Genomic DNA, 14711 nt, shown 5'->3' with positions numbered 1-14711 from the left:
TCCGGCGCGACGACCGGCTTGATCAGCGACTTCGCCTGAGACGTCATCCCGAGCTTCTCCTCAGAAGCGCTACGCCTGCTCCCGTCAAGCGCGTCCTTCCGGGACGCTTACGCTATTATTCCGCAGACCAAAGCCCTGGTTCGTTGACTTGCTTCATCGCGATCCTGATGAGACTTGATCGTGCGTCCGACGATTGAAGCATGCATGAACCGGTCGTCCGCCATACAGCAAATCAATACGGGGATAGATCGATGCGACCCATGCGAGTGTCAGAAAAATGGTTTCACCGTGCGCTGTGGTTGATCGCTTTCGCGTTCGCGGGTTTCCTGATTGGCCTGGGCGGGCTTGTGGTGGGAAATTTGCCGGGTGTCGAGGCGCCGCCTACGCTGGACTCGCTGATCGATCCGGGCGCCAGCACCGCGATAGAAACATCGATCAAACAAGCAGAAGCCAATGCACGCGACGGTGCGGTAGCCGAGGAGTCCGAGCGGCTCAAACTGCAAGCCGCGACGGCCGAGTACACGAGCGCGCACGAAACATTTTCGAACTGGCTTGCCACCCGCACGGCGACCGAGCAGGCCGATCAGAACAAGGAGCTTGTCAGCCGTACGCGTTCGCTGGAGACGCTCAATGACAATATCCGCAGCGCACAAAAGGCGCTGGACCAGATAGAGCAGGACAACGCGCAGACCCGGCAAGTGCTGGTGAAGCAACGAGCGGCGGAAGCGGCGCTTCGTACCCAGGCCGAGGAAAAATTCGATGCGCTTCAGCGCGGCATCGAGATGAAGAATTTCCTCATCCGGCTGGCGATTACGTTGCCCCTGCTGATGATTGGCGGATGGCTGTTTGCGAAGCATCGCAAGAACCGCTACTGGCCCTTCGTCTGGGGCTTTATATTTTTCGCGCTGTTCGCGTTTTTTGTCGAACTGGTTCCGTACCTTCCCGACTACGGCGGTTATGTCCGGTACATCGTGGGCGTGGTCGTGACTATTCTGGTAGGGCGTTATTCCATCAACGCCTTGCAGCGTTACCTGCAAAATCAGAAGTCCGCGGAGACGTTACCCGATGACCAGCGTCGCCAGGCGTTAAGTTATGACGTTGCTCAAAGCCGCTTTGCGAAGGGCATCTGCCCGGGGTGCGAACGCAAGGCCGACCTCAGCGACCCGAAACTCGACTTCTGCATGCACTGCGGAATCAGCTTGTTCAACGCATGCGCTTTTTGCCAAACGCGGAAGAACGCGTTTGCACATTATTGTCCGTCGTGCGGGAAAGAGGCAGTTGCGCCTTAGGATCGGTTAAGCGACTACCCGAAACACCCAATAGAGCGCGCCGGCCAACGCAATGGACGCCGGCAGCGTAAGCACCCAGGCCAGCACCAGGCTTCGCAGGGTGTTCCATTGAAGGCCCGATCCATTCGCCGCCATTGTGCCCGCGACGCCGGACGTCAGTATGTGCGTGGTCGATACCGGGAGTCCGCACAGATCCGCTGCCCCGATGGTCAGCATTGCTACTACCTCTGCTGACGCACCCTGGCCGTAGGTCAGGTGTTGCTTGCCGATCTTTTCCCCGACCGTCACCACGATCCGCTTCCAGCCGACCATTGTGCCGAGTCCCAGTGCTATCGCAACCGCGACCTTGACCCATGTCGGAATGAACTTGGTCGAGTGATTGAGTTGCTTGTTGTAGTTGTCTATCACGGCCCTGTCGTCGGCGGTGAACGCGGGCTGCTTCGACGCTTCCATCAGACGGATCGCTTCCGATATCACATACATGCTGTTGCGGACGTTGTCGACCAGGCTCGGCGGCACCGTACTGATCGATCCCGCTGCCGTGACCTGCTGGGCCACGGTATCAGTGAGTTGTTGTACCGCCGGCAGGGTTGCCGGTGTCATCTGACGGGTTCGCACGTACGTTTCAACATCCGCGCGAGGGTTGGTGGATGCGGGCGCGCCGGGCGCGTATTTGGCGAACACGGCCGACGCCTGATGCGCGACCGCCACGAAGGTCTGCGTTTGTTCGGGCGTGACCGCTTTGTTCAGTGCATAGGCTGTCGGCACCGTGCCAATGAGAATCAGCATGATCAGGCCCATGCCCTTTTGCCCATCGTTCGAACCATGGGCGAAGGAGACCCCCGTGCAGGTCAGGACCAGCAGGCTGCGAATCCAGAACGGCGGTGGTTTGTTGCCGACCGGTTCGGCGTAGAGCGCGGGGACACGCACCACGGCCTTGAGTATCAGCAGAAGCAGTCCGGCGAGCAAAAAGCCGACAATCGGCGAGAACAGCAGTGATTTTCCGACCCCTACCGCCTGCGCCCAGTCGACGCCGCTGGTACCGGATGGGCCACGCATCAGCTGGTTCATCAGACCGACGCCGATGATCGAACCAATCAACGTATGCGAGCTGGAGGAGGGTAGTCCGAAGTACCAGGTTGCCAGGTTCCAGACAATCGCCGCAATCAGCAGCGCAAATACCATGGCGAAACCCGCGTGGCCGCCCACCTGCAAAATCAGCTCGACAGGGAGCAGCTGGACAATACCGAACGCCACGGCGCCGCTGGACACCATGACGCCGACAAAATTCCACGCACCCGACCAGAGCACCGCGAGATTGGGTGTCAGGGAGTGAGTGTAGATAACGGTGGCTACGGCATTCGCCGTGTCGTGAAAACCATTGACGAACTCAAAGCCAAGCGCGATCAGCATCGCGAAGCCGAGGAGGACGTAGGGGAATGCCGAGCTTTGCTGTACCGGCTCGAGGTCTATGACCAGATGGACGGCGACGTAGGCGACGCCTATGGCGAGGATCAGCAGGAAGATTGCCAGACTCAGGTTGCGGGCACGTCCGCTGACCGCACTCGTATGAGGAAACATGAGATCTGGCATGATCATTTCCCGTGACTACCGGACTGCTATCCTACAACCCGCCTTCAAGATGCTCAGTGAAGGATTTGTGGCATTTATATTTCGGATACCTGTCTATTGTTTTCAATGCGCCGCTAACTGCCAATTCCGGCAGCGGCCCATGTGCTCGAAACGAAGGGGATGGACAGGATGAATAGCAAGCGTCACGCAATCACCTGAAGATTCGCATGAAGTGACCGCAAGAGCGACTGCGCCGCCGCTTTCAATCAATCATAGGAGAACACGCTGCCGAATTTGTCCATATGTTCGAGCGCCATGCCCGAGCCGCGCACGACGCACGTCAGGGGGGCTTCAGCGACAAGCACGGGCAGGCCGGTTTCCTCGGCAAGCAGGCGGTCGAGATCTCGCAGCAGTGCACCGCCGCCGGCGAGCATGATGCCGCGCTCGGCAATGTCGGCGCCAAGTTCGGGCGGCGTATTCTCGAGCGCGATCTTGACCGCCGAGATTATCTGGTTCAGCGGATCGGAGAGCGCTTCGAGGATCTCGTTGCTGGATACCGTGAAGCTACGCGGTATACCCTCGGACATGTTGCGGCCCCTAACTTCCATTTCCATCACTTCGGAACCAGGGAACGCGGAGCCTATTTCCTTCTTGATGGCTTCAGCGGTTTGCTCGCCAATCAGCATGCCGTAGTTGCGACGGATGTAGTTGACGATCGCGTCGTCGAACTTGTCGCCGCCCACGCGCACGGACCCCTTGTACACGATGCCGCCGAGTGAAATGACGCCTACCTCGGTGGTGCCGCCACCGATGTCGACGACCATGGAGCCCGTTGCCTCGGACACGGGCAGACCGGCACCGGTAGCGGCCGCCATGGGTTCTTCGATCAGGTAGACCTGCGACGCTCCTGCGCTATGCGCGGCTTCCTTGATTGCGCGGCGTTCGACCTGGGTGGATCCGCAGGGCACGCAGACAACAATCCGCGGCGATGGCGCCAACAGGCGGGTTTCGTGCGCCATGCGGATAAAGCGTTTGATCATTTGCTCGGTAATGCTGAAGTCGGCGATCACGCCGTCCTTCATCGGGCGGATGGCTTCAATGTTGCCTGGCACCTTGCCGAGCATCTGCTTGGCTTCCTTGCCCACGGCCAGAATGATTTTTTTGCCATTCGGGCCGCCTTCCTGACGAATGGAGACCACCGACGGCTCGTCAAGGACGATACCCTTGCCACGCATGTAGATCAGCGTATTTGAGGTGCCGAGATCAATCGCCAGGTCGTTGGAAAAATAACTACGCAGAAAACCGAACATTCAAAATCCTGTATTGCTTGACGCCAGGCACTTGGCCCTGCCACGTGCGACCAGGCTGCGGTCGGGAGTGGGAAGAGTAACAGTTTCGGGAAAACGAAGCCGCGCCGCCGCCCGCCCGACGCTATTGGCAAGCGTGCCTGGACGCCGTAAAGGCCTGAACCTGACTAAGCTGCCGTCAACTCGACGAGCTTGGCCACGGTATTCATATTGCGAGCGGTTCCAGTTTTCGCGGCCGGGATTTTCAGCTTTGAACGGGCTATTCCGTCTTTGTAATACACGTAGATCTCACGCGTACCGAGTGCGATTTGTTCTGTCTGCCGGTCGCTCACGCTATCCAGGAAATCGGCTGGCGGCGGAGCATCTAGAAAGATGGCTACGGTCAGATTCGGTGCTTCCGACCTGAAGGGATTTCCGGCAAGCACCGCCTTCAGCTCCTCGCCGGTCCGGACCAGGATGCCGACCGGCTTGCCGGCATAAGACTCGAGGCAACGCTCCAGCCTGGCCTTCACGGACGCTTCCGCAAGCTTGCTTTCGAATACAACGTTGCCGCTGGCAATATACGTGCGCACATTCGAAAAACCAGCGGAGGTGCACATTGCGCGGAGTTCGGTCATGGGAAGCTTGCCGGTGCCGCCAACATTCACGGCCCGCAAGAGAGCGGCGTAAGTAGTCATCGAGTAGTTTGTGGTCGTTTTTATCGACAGGCTTGGCGCTTGAACCGGCTAAGACCGAATGTATATGCCCCCGCTTGGTCCAGCCTCGGATGGCTTATGCAGAAGAGTGCAATGGGGTAGATATTGTCCGCAACTTTAGCTTTTCGATCCTCACGCCGCAAGGCGACGTAAGTTTCAACATGCGGGATGCGGCGCGCCGTCTTGCCCGTGCGATAAAATGGCTAAGCCACTTTCAAATTGGACAAGGGATTTTGCAATGACCCAGGAAGATCAGATCGCTCCCGTATTGACGGCTTTCGCAACTCCCCTCGATTTGTACAGGGCAATCTCACGCGTATGGTCGGGAGACACGTCAAGTCCGGCCAACGCCTGGTCGCCGTCGAATCCGGCGCAGAATCATTGCAGCATCACCGCGCTTGTTGTGCACGATCATTTCGGTGGCGAGATTCTTTCAACGCGGACCTCAGGCGGCACGCACTTCTACAATCTGGTCGACGGGAAAAAATGGGACCTGACGGTGAGTCAGTTCGCCGAACCGGTGCCGTATGACGACACGCCATCCACACGCGAGGCTGCGTTGGCAGATACATCGCAAGACAAGTACGCGCTTCTGACGCAGAGACTGAAAGAGGTCGGATAGACCGGTTCAAATGCCCGCTATGACTTCGCCGGTGTGAACCGTACGCACAGCAGGGCCGCCACGGCAAGCGCTGCTGCCGCCACACTCAGGGATCCCGAGAACGAATGATGCGGTGCATACATCGCATTGGCCACGAGTGGTCCCACGATCTGCCCGATGCCGAAGCATGCCGTCATCACGGCAAGAATGCTCACCCGCAAGGTGTGTGCGACCCGACGGCCGGCGAGCATTGAAATTGTCGTGGTGCCCATGAAGGTACCGCCCACGATCAATGCGCTGCCAAGGTATCCGGCCGGGTTCGGCGCCAGCACCGGCAGGATCACGCCGGCCGCTTGCAGCGCGAGATTCACGAACAGCGCGCGTCGTGTGCCAAGGCGCATATGCACCGCATGCCAGATGAAACACGACGGAACCGCACCCAGGCCAAACAACGCCCAGACCTGGATAGGATCGATTGAACCAAGCGCGTTCCTGACGAAGAACGGCAGATAGGTCGCGGTGATGATGTAGCCGAAGCCGGCAAGCCCGTAGAGCGCAATCAGCCGTCCCGCACCGAGCGCAGGAAAGGACTCGTGTCCGTGTAAAGCCGGACGCGTGCCGGTAGCCTCGACAGGGCGGGAATCGAGACCCGGCAGCGCGATGACGGCAAGGATCAATGAGCCTGCTGCGAGCACCCACCAAAGCCCCGCGCTGTGCAGGTCAAACGTGCGTCCCGCGACAAGCATTTCAGAAGACAGCACAATGCCCATGCCGACACCCGCATAAAGCAGGGGAGCGCCGCTCGTGTGGCCGCGATGCTGCAGCAGCCACAACGAAGCCGCCACCATGGTGACCGCGCTGACGGAGCCCGTGATGCCGCGCATCGCGATGATCAGCCAGGGCGCACTCAACAGCGCCGTCACCCCGAGACACAACACGATGCCCCCAAGCGCAAGCACGCACACCCTGCGCGAGTGCCGCGGATGCACGGCGGCAGTCAGCAGGGCCCCAAGCAGATAACCCGCATAGTTGGCCGACGCGGCGAGCGTGCCCTGATGCACGGTCAGCACGGCATCGCTGACCATGACCGGGTAGATGCCCGTGAATGCAAAACGTCCGAACCCCATGCCGACCGCCATGACCAGCGCGGCAACCACTGCCGCCATGCCCTGGCTTGCTGTCGACGAAGCCTCCTGCCGAATCGTGCTCATGATGATTTCCTTTTGACTACGGGTTGCTTCGAGATGAATGGCGCAAGCGCCTCGCGCAGCGCATCGAATGCTGCCGTCTCGTAGCCGTTTCGATGAACGAGCCAGGTATCCACCTTCGCCACCACATGAGTGCGCAACGCCGGCGGATCGCGCAGCAGATCCAGCACGCTGCGCGGCACGAGCGATACGCAGCCGCCTGCGGCAACGCAGGTCAGCATGCTGTGGTACGACCCGACTTCCTGGATGTCGAGCGGCGTTCTGTCATGGCCAAACCATTCTTCGGCGAGCACGCGGTAGCTGCACCCATCTGCAAACGCGGCAAGCGAACGCACGGTGATATCCGAGCCCTGGCGGACGGCACCATGCCCCGGCGGCAGCACGAGCAGGATCTCCTCGCGAAAGACCGGTTCGCCAATCAGTCCCACTGCCTCGAGATCCGATGCCGACGCCATGTCACCGCACGGCGGCAGCGCCGCGAACGCGCAATCGACCAAACCGCTGCGAACCTGTTCCAGCAGTTGCCGCGAAGGTGCTGTTGAAATCCTGAGCTGGACCTCGGGGTACTGCACATGAAGGGCGGCAAGCGGTCCGGGCAGACGAGCCGCGGCCGTACTTTCCATGGCGCCGATCCTGAGCGTGCCCGAGGGCGCCTGAGGACTCAGCACCTGTCGCGCTTCGTCGGCCAGTGCCAGCATGCGGTTGGCGTAGCCCAGAAAACGGTCGCCTTCCGCGCTTAGCGTGAGACGGTTGCCGTCCCGCCGGAACAGTGGCACCCCCAGTTCCTCTTCGAGCTGCTGGATCCGCGTGGTCACGTTCGATTGCACACGGCCCAGGCGCTTGGCCGCCCGGGTCACGCTGAGTTCGGCGGCGACGACGCGAAAAATGTCGAGACTGGTGTGATCCATGAAAATCTCAATTCGAGAACGATGTAAACATAATATTCCCAAATTGAGATAATATGCAAGCGGTCTACTCCTTTTGCGATGGTGACCCGGATCGACGCTCATGCGCCCGGCCATCGTTCAACGCCTGACAGAACGTTTCGAGGCTCTCATGAATCCGCAAGCAAGCAGTTCGCTCATATCTCCGGACGGCCATGTCCAGAGGCTCAGCTATGCAGAACGCAACGCGCCATACTGGCGGCGCAATTTATTTGTCTGCGTATTCGGGTCCTTTACGACGCTGCTCAGTCTCAGCATGCTGCTGCCGTTCCTGCCGCTGTACGTGCAGCAGCTGGGCGTGAGTTCGCCGTCGGCGATTGTGCAGTGGTCGGGGGTCGCGTTCGGCGCAACGTTCTTCGGTACCGCGATTACCGCGCCGCTCTGGGGACGTCTGGCGGACCGCTATGGCCGCAAGCCCATGTTGATCCGCGCGGCGGTCGGCATGGCTGTCGTGATGTCGTTGATCGGACTCGCGCACAACCTCACCGAGCTGGTCGTGCTGCGGCTGGTCGCGGGGTTGATCGGCGGTTATGCATCCGCTTCCATTGTGATGGTCGGGACGCAGGCGCCGCGCGAGCGCTCAGGATGGGCGCTGGGCATGTTATCGACGGGCGCGCTCGCGGGCAATCTCGTTGGTCCGCTGGTTGGCGGCTTCCTGCCGACATGGGTCGGTATCCGCGGCACATTCTTCGTCGGCGGGGCGATCATCGCGGTGGCTGCGCTGCTGACCATCGTGGTGGTGCGTGAAGACTTCGATCCTGCGACCGACGCGAAGAAGCGTATTGACGCTGGCGGGGCGTTGCCTCCGGCGGTTAACCGCAATGTCATCCTCGCGCTGCTGGTGACGGCAATGATGGTGTTGCTCGCCAACATGTCGATCGAACCGATCATCACCGTTTATATCGGGCAACTCGGCGTGCCGGTCGATCATGTCGCGCGCATGGCCGGGATCGTGATGGCGGCATCGGCGTTCGGCAGCATGCTGACTGCCGCGCGTTTTGGCGCGCTTGCCGATCGCATCGGCAGCTCGAAAGTCATCATCGGGTGTTTGATTGCGACCGGCGTGGTGCTGGTGCCGCAGGCGTTCGTCACCGAATGGTGGCAGCTGGCCATTCTTCGCGGCTTGATGGGCATGACGCTCGCGGGACTGCTTCCATCCATAGCCAAGGAGATCCGGCACTCGGTCGCCGATCACAATTCCGGCAAGACGCTCGGCTATCTGCAGTCGGCCCAGTTCAGCGGGCAGGTTATCGGCCCGCTGATCGGTGGGCTGATCGGTGCGCACATTGGTTTGCGCGCGGTGTTCTTCGTGACGGCGTTTTTGCTGCTCGTTTGCGCCGGATTGAATCGATGGGCGAGCGCCAGATCGTTACGCTTGCCTGGCCGTTAAAAGCTTGATGCCGAGGCCGAAGAAGACCAGGCCGCTGCAACGCTTGAGCGCTTCAATCCACCGGCTTGTGCCAAGCCCGTTATGAATCCGGCGCACGCCGAACGAGTACACGGTGTGAACCAGCGCCACGGTGCAAGCCACGGTCAGATACATCACGATGAATTGTGCTGCCAGCGGCCGGTCATGCGTGATGAACTGCGGCATGAACGCGGAAAGGAAGATCAATGTCTTGGGATTGCTTCCCGACACCAATAACGCTTCGCGAAAAATCTTGCGCTTGTCGAGAGCATGCGTAGGCAGTGCATTGATTGATGCGGCGGCCTTGGGCTTCCGGCTTTTGTTCCCGCTTCTCAACTGCTTTATGCCAAGAAACATGAGGTATACCGCTCCCAGGACCTTCATGGCGAGGAACAAAGGCGGCATGGCTATGAGTACCGCGCCCACACTCAGCGCCACGAGCACCACGACGACCAACTGTGCCAGCAGATTCCCGGCGATGGTCGCAGCCGTACCGCGGCTACCGAATCGAACCGTATTGCGGATGACGAGCAGGACGTTGGGTCCGGGCGAAATAGTCGTGACCAGATACGCTGCGGCGAAAAGAAACCAGGTGTGGAAGGACATTCGTGCGCTCGCTGAAGCGTTTCGGAAGAGGATTATCGTAGACGAATAATGCCATGCGTCTATTGAATAGTCTCGTCCGGCCGGGCGTTGAACTGCGTGCTCACGGGGCAATGGCATAGAATATTTTCGTCAGGACAACCTCGGACGAAGCCATGGATCAGCAGCAATGGGATTTACTCGATACTTACTTTTGTAATCAACTGGTACCGGCGGATGAAGCACTGGAAGCGACCTTGCGATCGAGTGCCGACGCGGGCTTGCCATCCATCAACGTTGCGCCCAATCAAGGCAAATTTCTTCAGTTGCTTGCGCGGATACGTGGGGCCCGGCGCATTCTTGAAATTGGAACGCTTGGCGGATATAGCTCGATCTGGCTCGCACGCGGGCTTCCCTCAGGAGGCTCGCTGGTGACTCTGGAAGCCAACCCCGACTACGCGGCGGTTGCCAGGCGAAACATTGCGTTCGCGGGGTTGTCGGAAACGGTGTCGGTGGTGGTTGGACCGGCGGTGGAAACGCTCGCTCAACTTATCGACAATAAGGTCGAACCATTCGACATGGTGTTTATCGACGCCGATAAGAAAACCTACCCGGACTATCTGCAGTTGTCGCTTGAACTGTGTCGTCCGGGCGCCATCATCATTGGCGACAACGTCATCAGAAAGGGCAGGATGGCCGACTTCGCGAGTACGGATCCTGATGTGCTTGGCTTGCGGAAATATTTCGAGTTGCTAGGCACTCATCCGAAGCTTGATTCGACGGCGGTGCAGACGGTCGGCGCGAAGGGATGGGATGGGTTTTCGATTTCCATCTTGTCGGCATAGGAAGCTTTTTTGACAATGATTATTAGCTGACAACCAGACGCCAGGCGAATAGCAATTTTCCCCAAGCCGGGAAGCTTGCGGCCATCCTACGATGGGTGCTCAATCCTCAAGGAGAATTTCCATGATTGATCACATCTCGATTGGCGTCCGCAACATCGCCCGGGCCAGGCAATTCTATGACGCAGCGCTGAACGCGCTCGGCTACACCTGCTTGAGCGAAGCAGAGGATTCTCTCGGATATGGCCTGGACACCGTCGCACTCTGGATCAATGCAGCAGACCGTCCTGTTCCGCCAGACGCCGGATCAGGGCTGCATCTATGCTTCACTGCTCTCGCACGTGAGGACGTCAATGCTTTTCACGCAGCTGCGCTTGGCGCGGGCGGCTTCGACAACGGCAAGCCCGGATTGCGCGCCAGTTACGGCGCCAACTATTACGCGGCTTACGTCATTGATCCTGATGGCTACCGGCTCGAGGCTTATTGCGGTCAAGCCGCTTGACGGTCTGGCGTCGCTCGGAAGCGGCGCGGCGCCGTGCCAACCCGCGCCGTCCGCTACCGTGCCGCCTGCATGAAACTGCGGACCTTGTTTTGATCGACGGGATTCCACCACACGCCGCCGACCTTCAACGAACTGGCGACGATCACCCCGTCGACCACCGAGAGAATTTCCGCGATGTTGCGCTCCGTGCAGCCGCTGCCAACGAGTAGCGGCAGCGTGGTCGCGTTCCTGATCTGCCGCAAATAATCCGTGCTGGCGGCGTCCCCGGTGCGTTGCCCCGTCGCAATGATCGCATCGGCGTCGAAGAACTCCACGTCGCGCACCAGCTCTTCAAGCGAACGGTCCGACACGATCGCATGCGCGCCGTGCTTGACGTGAGCGTCGGCGAAAACGCGGATGCCATCGGCACGCAATCTCGCACGGTAGCGCAACGCGAGCGCCGCCGCGCCTTCTATCAGGCCCTCGTTCGCGACATAGGCATTGGCCCACTGGTTCACGCGCACGAACGCCGCGTTGCTTGCCGCCGCGATTGCCAGCGCGGGGAGGGCCGCGTTGGCAAGCACGTTGATACCGATCGGCAAGCCGGTCTCCCGCGCAATTCGATCGGCGGTGACGGACATGAACGCCGAGGTCTCCGGACCGATATCGTCCGGCTTGGAAAACGGCACGTCGCCGTGATTTTCAACAATCAGTCCATGAACGCCGCCTTTTGCATACGCCACGGCGTCGGCGAGTGCGGCGCTGTACATCGCCTCGCTGGACGCGCCCTGATAACGCGGCGAACCGGGGAACGGCGGGCAGTGGATCACGCCGATCACCACGCCGCGCGGGCGTCGAAAAATCTGCTCGACGCAATCAGTGCGTCCGCGTCCAACTCCAGATGAGGTGTCCATATTGATTGAATTCAGGTTAGAGAGTTGAAGAGCGCGAACAACTCGGCGCGGCTCGGGAAAGCGGCTTGCGTCCCGCTTCTTTCGACAACGAATGCAGCAGCGGCTTGTGCCCGCTGCAAGGCCACCGTCATGGGGATATGCTGCGCAAGCGCCGCGAGGAGGGCACCGCAGAAAGCGTCGCCGGCACCCACGGTGTCGACCGCGTTGGCCCGCGTCGCCGGGATTCGCGCCGTGCGTCCCGGGCGGCACCAGAGAGCGCCCTCGGAACCCAGCGTAACGATGACATTGCCCGCGCCCGATTCCTGCAGCGAACGGGCCGCTTCCCCGGGATCGTCCAGCCGTGTCAGCGCGGCGGCCTCGACACGATTGACCACGAGAACATCGACGTAGCGCAGCAACGGACGGCAATCGAAGCAGACGGGTCCGGGGTTGAGCAAGGTTAGACGCTCGCCCGTATGCGCGTGATGCAGCAGACCTGCCGTGACAGCTTCGCTCAGGTTGCCCTGCATGGCGATCCAGTCGCCGCTGCGCGTTGCATCGAGTACCGCGTCTTGCGACGGTACATAGCGCGCCGCGGCATTGTTGCGGGTCACAATCGTATTCTCGCCCTGGCTGTCGACCGTAACAATCGACATATCCGTTCTGCACGGCAAGCGGGCGACATGACGCACATCAATACCTTCTTCCACGAGCCGCGCCATGAAGCGGTCGGCATCGGTGTCGTCGCCGAGAGCGGCAAACAATTGCACCTGGGCCCCGGCGCGTTGCGCCATCACGGCCTGATTTGCGCCCTTGCCGCCGAAGTCGTGCAACGTCTCGGCAGCAAGCAACGTTTCGCCGGCAAGCGGCAAGTGATCGACCCGGAAAACCACGTCGATAGCCGCATTGCCGACAACGCAAACGCGCGCCTCAACCCCGTTCATGAGGTGACTCCGCGATCATTTTTCATCCGAGGTCAGCCAGTCGAGACAGTTCGTCCACAGCCGCGCGTTGCCGTCCCACGCGGAGAAATCGGGTGGCAGCCAATGACTCGACATATCGCTGGTCCATGCCAGCGTGCGTCCACGGCCGTGTGTCCCGGCGACCAGCAACGGGTGGCCTGTTTCGGGAACGGTCGCTATCAGCGTCGCGCCCGCTTTCAACTGCACTTCGTTATAACCCAGCAAGTGTGGCCACTGCGTTCCAAGCCCCTCGACCAACGGATGCGAAGCAACCACCTTCGGGGTGAATCCTTCCGGCACTTCAACACGATCGTCGTAAGGCAGGCAGGTGACCGGCAACACCTCTTCCACCGGCGTATTGCGGAACCGCGCGCTGCCGTTGATGCCCTGGAAGCTCAGGTAGCCGCCGATCATCATCAGGCCGCGCCCGGCCTCGACATACTCTCGCAACAGCTTGAGACGGTTCGGCGTACGCTGGCTCTTGACCCACGTATCCGGATGCAGCAGCAAGGTATTCGCGCCAATGTCCGAGAGAATGATCGCGTCATAAGCAAGCAATCCGTCAAGCGTTGACGGGAAGGTTTCCTGCGCTTCGTGACTTGGCATATGCGTGATCGCATAGCCGCTGCCCTTGAAGATATCCAGGAAGAGGGTCGCGCCGTTTTGATAGGTCACGGTCGGAAACTGGTCGAAGCCCTTGATGTGCGTCGACATGCTCGTCCAGCTCTCTCCGGCGAGCAAAACAGATTTGGTCATGCATGTGCTCCTTAAGCGCGCGGCGGGCCGTGTCGGCGGCACACCGCGCAAGGTGGAACCGGTTCACATCGTCTTGCGTGAATACCCGTTATCCGCCGGAGAAAACCCGGGCCGGGTTCACAATCATCATTGTTTCAATCTGCTCGTTCGTCACGCCATGACGCAGCAAGTGAGGCACGAAATACTTGAGGATGTAGCCGTAACCGTGGCCGCCAAAACGCGTCAGCATGATCTTCATGAACACGTCCTGCGACATGAGGATCCGGTCAATGAAACCGGCATCGATCAGCGCCTTGATTGCGCGGGCATTTTCTTCATCGGAGGGCGATTGCGCGTTTTCATCGGCGTAGAAATACTCCATGCCGATCATGTCGTACTCGAGCCAGGCACCGCGTCCGGCGAGCGAGTGCTGGTACTCCACGTCCATATGGCTCGGGTTCATGTGACACAGCACGGTGTGGTTCAGGTCGCCGCCTTCTTCCGCCACGATGTCGAGAACACGATGCCCGTGCCGCACCCAGCCTGGCAGATGTACCGAGAGGGGCACATGGGTGGCCGCACTGGCTCGCGAGGCCGCGCGCAGCGACTTCTCCTCGTTGGCCGTGAATGCCGCGGAGACCCCTATCTCGCCAATCATTCCGGCAAGCACGCCGGGTTTTTCATCGGCGCCGCCAACGTCGGCAATCAACTGCGCGGCCAGTTCGTCGATCGACTTGTGTTTCACATAGTCCGGATGCGAGGGTTCGAGATAAAACCCCGTCGACATCACAATGTTCAGGCCGGTACGCCGCGAGATCCGTTGCAGCGCGGCGGGGTCTCGTCCAATGCCGAGATTGGTCGGATCGACCACCGTATTGCCACCCAGTTCGCGGAAGCGCATCAGTTCTTCAACAGCTACGTCGGCGTCGAACAACTGGCAGTTGTCGCGGTTCATCAGCGGATTCATCCGCAGCGCACCCAGAATGCCGATATGCACCTTCTGCTCGCCGATAAACCGGTCGCTGCAGCAACTGGGCGGCACCCATTTTCCGGACGCATCCAGCAGGATGTGTTCGTGCATCAGCGTTACGCCCATCTGCGCAACGGGGAGAGGGCCGAGCACCGTCATCACATGGCCGCTGTCGATGCCTATTGGCAGCCGTGCGTCGCGGCGAAAGATCGAACTCATCGC

The 14711-nt window shown here is 60.2% G+C and carries 15 protein-coding genes; 5 read left to right on the top strand and 10 right to left on the bottom strand.

Features of this window, described 5'->3' with window-relative positions:
* Positions 1-260: 260 nt before the first annotated feature.
* Positions 261-1289 carry a serine endopeptidase gene (locus ABH944_RS36475; RefSeq protein ID WP_404612805.1) on the top strand — a complete coding sequence of 343 codons (1029 nt, stop codon included), beginning with the start codon at positions 261-263 and terminating at the stop codon, positions 1287-1289.
* A gap of 6 nt (positions 1290-1295) precedes the next feature.
* Here ABH944_RS36475 and ABH944_RS36470 read toward each other — a convergent pair whose 3' ends face one another.
* The 3 genes from ABH944_RS36470 to ABH944_RS36460 form a co-directional block, all read right to left on the bottom strand.
* Positions 1296-2882, bottom strand: a complete 1587-nt coding sequence (locus ABH944_RS36470) for an inorganic phosphate transporter (protein WP_404612807.1) — start codon at positions 2880-2882, stop codon at positions 1296-1298.
* A 245-nt stretch (positions 2883-3127) separates the two neighbouring features.
* The gene (locus tag ABH944_RS36465) at positions 3128-4171 is read right to left on the bottom strand and encodes a rod shape-determining protein (protein ID WP_404612809.1); all 1044 of its coding nucleotides are present in this window, start codon (positions 4169-4171) and stop codon (positions 3128-3130) included.
* A 164-nt stretch (positions 4172-4335) separates the two neighbouring features.
* Positions 4336-4845 carry a DUF1697 domain-containing protein gene (locus ABH944_RS36460; RefSeq protein WP_404612811.1) on the bottom strand — a complete coding sequence of 170 codons (510 nt, stop codon included), beginning with the start codon at positions 4843-4845 and terminating at the stop codon, positions 4336-4338.
* Positions 4846-5101: 256 nt separating this feature from the next.
* Here ABH944_RS36460 and ABH944_RS36455 point away from each other — a divergent pair, with 256 nt between their 5' ends.
* Positions 5102-5485, top strand: a complete 384-nt coding sequence (locus ABH944_RS36455) for a YunG family protein (RefSeq protein WP_404612813.1) — start codon at positions 5102-5104, stop codon at positions 5483-5485.
* Between the two features lie 17 nt (positions 5486-5502).
* Here ABH944_RS36455 and ABH944_RS36450 read toward each other — a convergent pair whose 3' ends face one another.
* On the bottom strand, positions 5503-6675 hold the full coding sequence (locus ABH944_RS36450; protein WP_404612815.1) for a YbfB/YjiJ family MFS transporter: 1173 nt from the start codon (positions 6673-6675) through the stop codon (positions 5503-5505).
* Positions 6672-7580 (bottom strand): LysR family transcriptional regulator, encoded by a 909-nt coding sequence (locus tag ABH944_RS36445; RefSeq protein ID WP_404612817.1) that lies wholly within the window; start codon positions 7578-7580, stop codon positions 6672-6674. The genes ABH944_RS36450 and ABH944_RS36445 overlap by 4 nt, the downstream gene beginning before the upstream one ends.
* Before the next feature lie 148 nt (positions 7581-7728).
* Here ABH944_RS36445 and ABH944_RS36440 point away from each other — a divergent pair, with 148 nt between their 5' ends.
* On the top strand, positions 7729-9006 hold the full coding sequence (locus ABH944_RS36440) for an MFS transporter (RefSeq protein WP_404612819.1): 1278 nt from the start codon (positions 7729-7731) through the stop codon (positions 9004-9006).
* Here ABH944_RS36440 and ABH944_RS36435 read toward each other — a convergent pair.
* Positions 8986-9630, bottom strand: a complete 645-nt coding sequence (locus tag ABH944_RS36435; protein WP_404612821.1) for a LysE family translocator — start codon at positions 9628-9630, stop codon at positions 8986-8988. The genes ABH944_RS36440 and ABH944_RS36435 overlap by 21 nt on opposite strands.
* A 152-nt stretch (positions 9631-9782) precedes the next feature.
* On the opposite strand from ABH944_RS36435, the gene ABH944_RS36430 reads away from it, so the two are divergent.
* Both ABH944_RS36430 and ABH944_RS36425 read left to right on the top strand, forming a co-directional pair.
* Positions 9783-10451 (top strand): O-methyltransferase, encoded by a 669-nt coding sequence (locus ABH944_RS36430; protein ID WP_404612823.1) that lies wholly within the window; start codon positions 9783-9785, stop codon positions 10449-10451.
* 121 nt (positions 10452-10572) lie between these two features.
* On the top strand, positions 10573-10950 hold the full coding sequence (locus tag ABH944_RS36425; protein ID WP_404612825.1) for a VOC family protein: 378 nt from the start codon (positions 10573-10575) through the stop codon (positions 10948-10950).
* Positions 10951-11003: 53 nt separating this feature from the next.
* Here the strand turns inward: ABH944_RS36425 and ABH944_RS36420 are convergent, their stop codons facing one another.
* The 4 genes from ABH944_RS36420 to ABH944_RS36405 form a co-directional block, all read right to left on the bottom strand.
* A complete protein-coding gene (locus tag ABH944_RS36420; RefSeq protein ID WP_404612827.1) occupies positions 11004-11843 on the bottom strand; it encodes a BtpA family protein in 840 nt (279 codons plus the stop codon).
* A gap of 11 nt (positions 11844-11854) precedes the next feature.
* Positions 11855-12766: a ribokinase gene (locus ABH944_RS36415; RefSeq protein WP_404612829.1), complete on the bottom strand. Its 912-nt coding sequence runs from the start codon at positions 12764-12766 to the stop codon at positions 11855-11857.
* A 15-nt stretch (positions 12767-12781) separates the two neighbouring features.
* Positions 12782-13540 carry a glutamine amidotransferase gene (locus ABH944_RS36410; protein WP_404612831.1) on the bottom strand — a complete coding sequence of 253 codons (759 nt, stop codon included), beginning with the start codon at positions 13538-13540 and terminating at the stop codon, positions 12782-12784.
* An 88-nt stretch (positions 13541-13628) separates the two neighbouring features.
* The gene (locus ABH944_RS36405) at positions 13629-14708 is read right to left on the bottom strand and encodes a phosphotriesterase family protein (protein ID WP_404612833.1); all 1080 of its coding nucleotides are present in this window, start codon (positions 14706-14708) and stop codon (positions 13629-13631) included.
* Between the last annotated feature and the right edge of the window lie 3 nt (positions 14709-14711).

It is taken from the genome of Caballeronia udeis (assembly GCF_044909315.1).
Lineage (GTDB): Bacteria > Pseudomonadota > Gammaproteobacteria > Burkholderiales > Burkholderiaceae > Caballeronia > Caballeronia udeis_A.
This window is presented reverse-complemented; position numbering and strand designations above follow the sequence as displayed.

Bases quoted from the DNA above. Each gene is read 5' to 3' on its own strand.
- ABH944_RS36465 (WP_404612809.1), bottom strand. From the start codon at position 4,171: ATGTTCGGTTTTCTGCGTAGTTATTTTTCCAACGACCTGGCGATTGAT.
- ABH944_RS36450 (WP_404612815.1), bottom strand. From the start codon at position 6,675: ATGAGCACGATTCGGCAGGAGGCTTCGTCGACAGCAAGCCAGGGCATG.
- ABH944_RS36430 (WP_404612823.1), top strand. From the start codon at position 9,783: ATGGATCAGCAGCAATGGGATTTACTCGATACTTACTTTTGTAATCAA.
- ABH944_RS36470 (WP_404612807.1), bottom strand. From the start codon at position 2,882: ATGCCAGATCTCATGTTTCCTCATACGAGTGCGGTCAGCGGACGTGCC.
- ABH944_RS36440 (WP_404612819.1), top strand. From the start codon at position 7,729: ATGAATCCGCAAGCAAGCAGTTCGCTCATATCTCCGGACGGCCATGTC.
- ABH944_RS36455 (WP_404612813.1), top strand. From the start codon at position 5,102: ATGACCCAGGAAGATCAGATCGCTCCCGTATTGACGGCTTTCGCAACT.
- ABH944_RS36425 (WP_404612825.1), top strand. From the start codon at position 10,573: ATGATTGATCACATCTCGATTGGCGTCCGCAACATCGCCCGGGCCAGG.
- ABH944_RS36410 (WP_404612831.1), bottom strand. From the start codon at position 13,540: ATGACCAAATCTGTTTTGCTCGCCGGAGAGAGCTGGACGAGCATGTCG.
- ABH944_RS36435 (WP_404612821.1), bottom strand. From the start codon at position 9,630: ATGTCCTTCCACACCTGGTTTCTTTTCGCCGCAGCGTATCTGGTCACG.
- ABH944_RS36405 (WP_404612833.1), bottom strand. From the start codon at position 14,708: ATGAGTTCGATCTTTCGCCGCGACGCACGGCTGCCAATAGGCATCGAC.
- ABH944_RS36475 (WP_404612805.1), top strand. From the start codon at position 261: ATGCGAGTGTCAGAAAAATGGTTTCACCGTGCGCTGTGGTTGATCGCT.
- ABH944_RS36415 (WP_404612829.1), bottom strand. From the start codon at position 12,766: ATGAACGGGGTTGAGGCGCGCGTTTGCGTTGTCGGCAATGCGGCTATC.
- ABH944_RS36420 (WP_404612827.1), bottom strand. From the start codon at position 11,843: ATGGACACCTCATCTGGAGTTGGACGCGGACGCACTGATTGCGTCGAG.
- ABH944_RS36445 (WP_404612817.1), bottom strand. From the start codon at position 7,580: ATGGATCACACCAGTCTCGACATTTTTCGCGTCGTCGCCGCCGAACTC.
- ABH944_RS36460 (WP_404612811.1), bottom strand. From the start codon at position 4,845: ATGACTACTTACGCCGCTCTCTTGCGGGCCGTGAATGTTGGCGGCACC.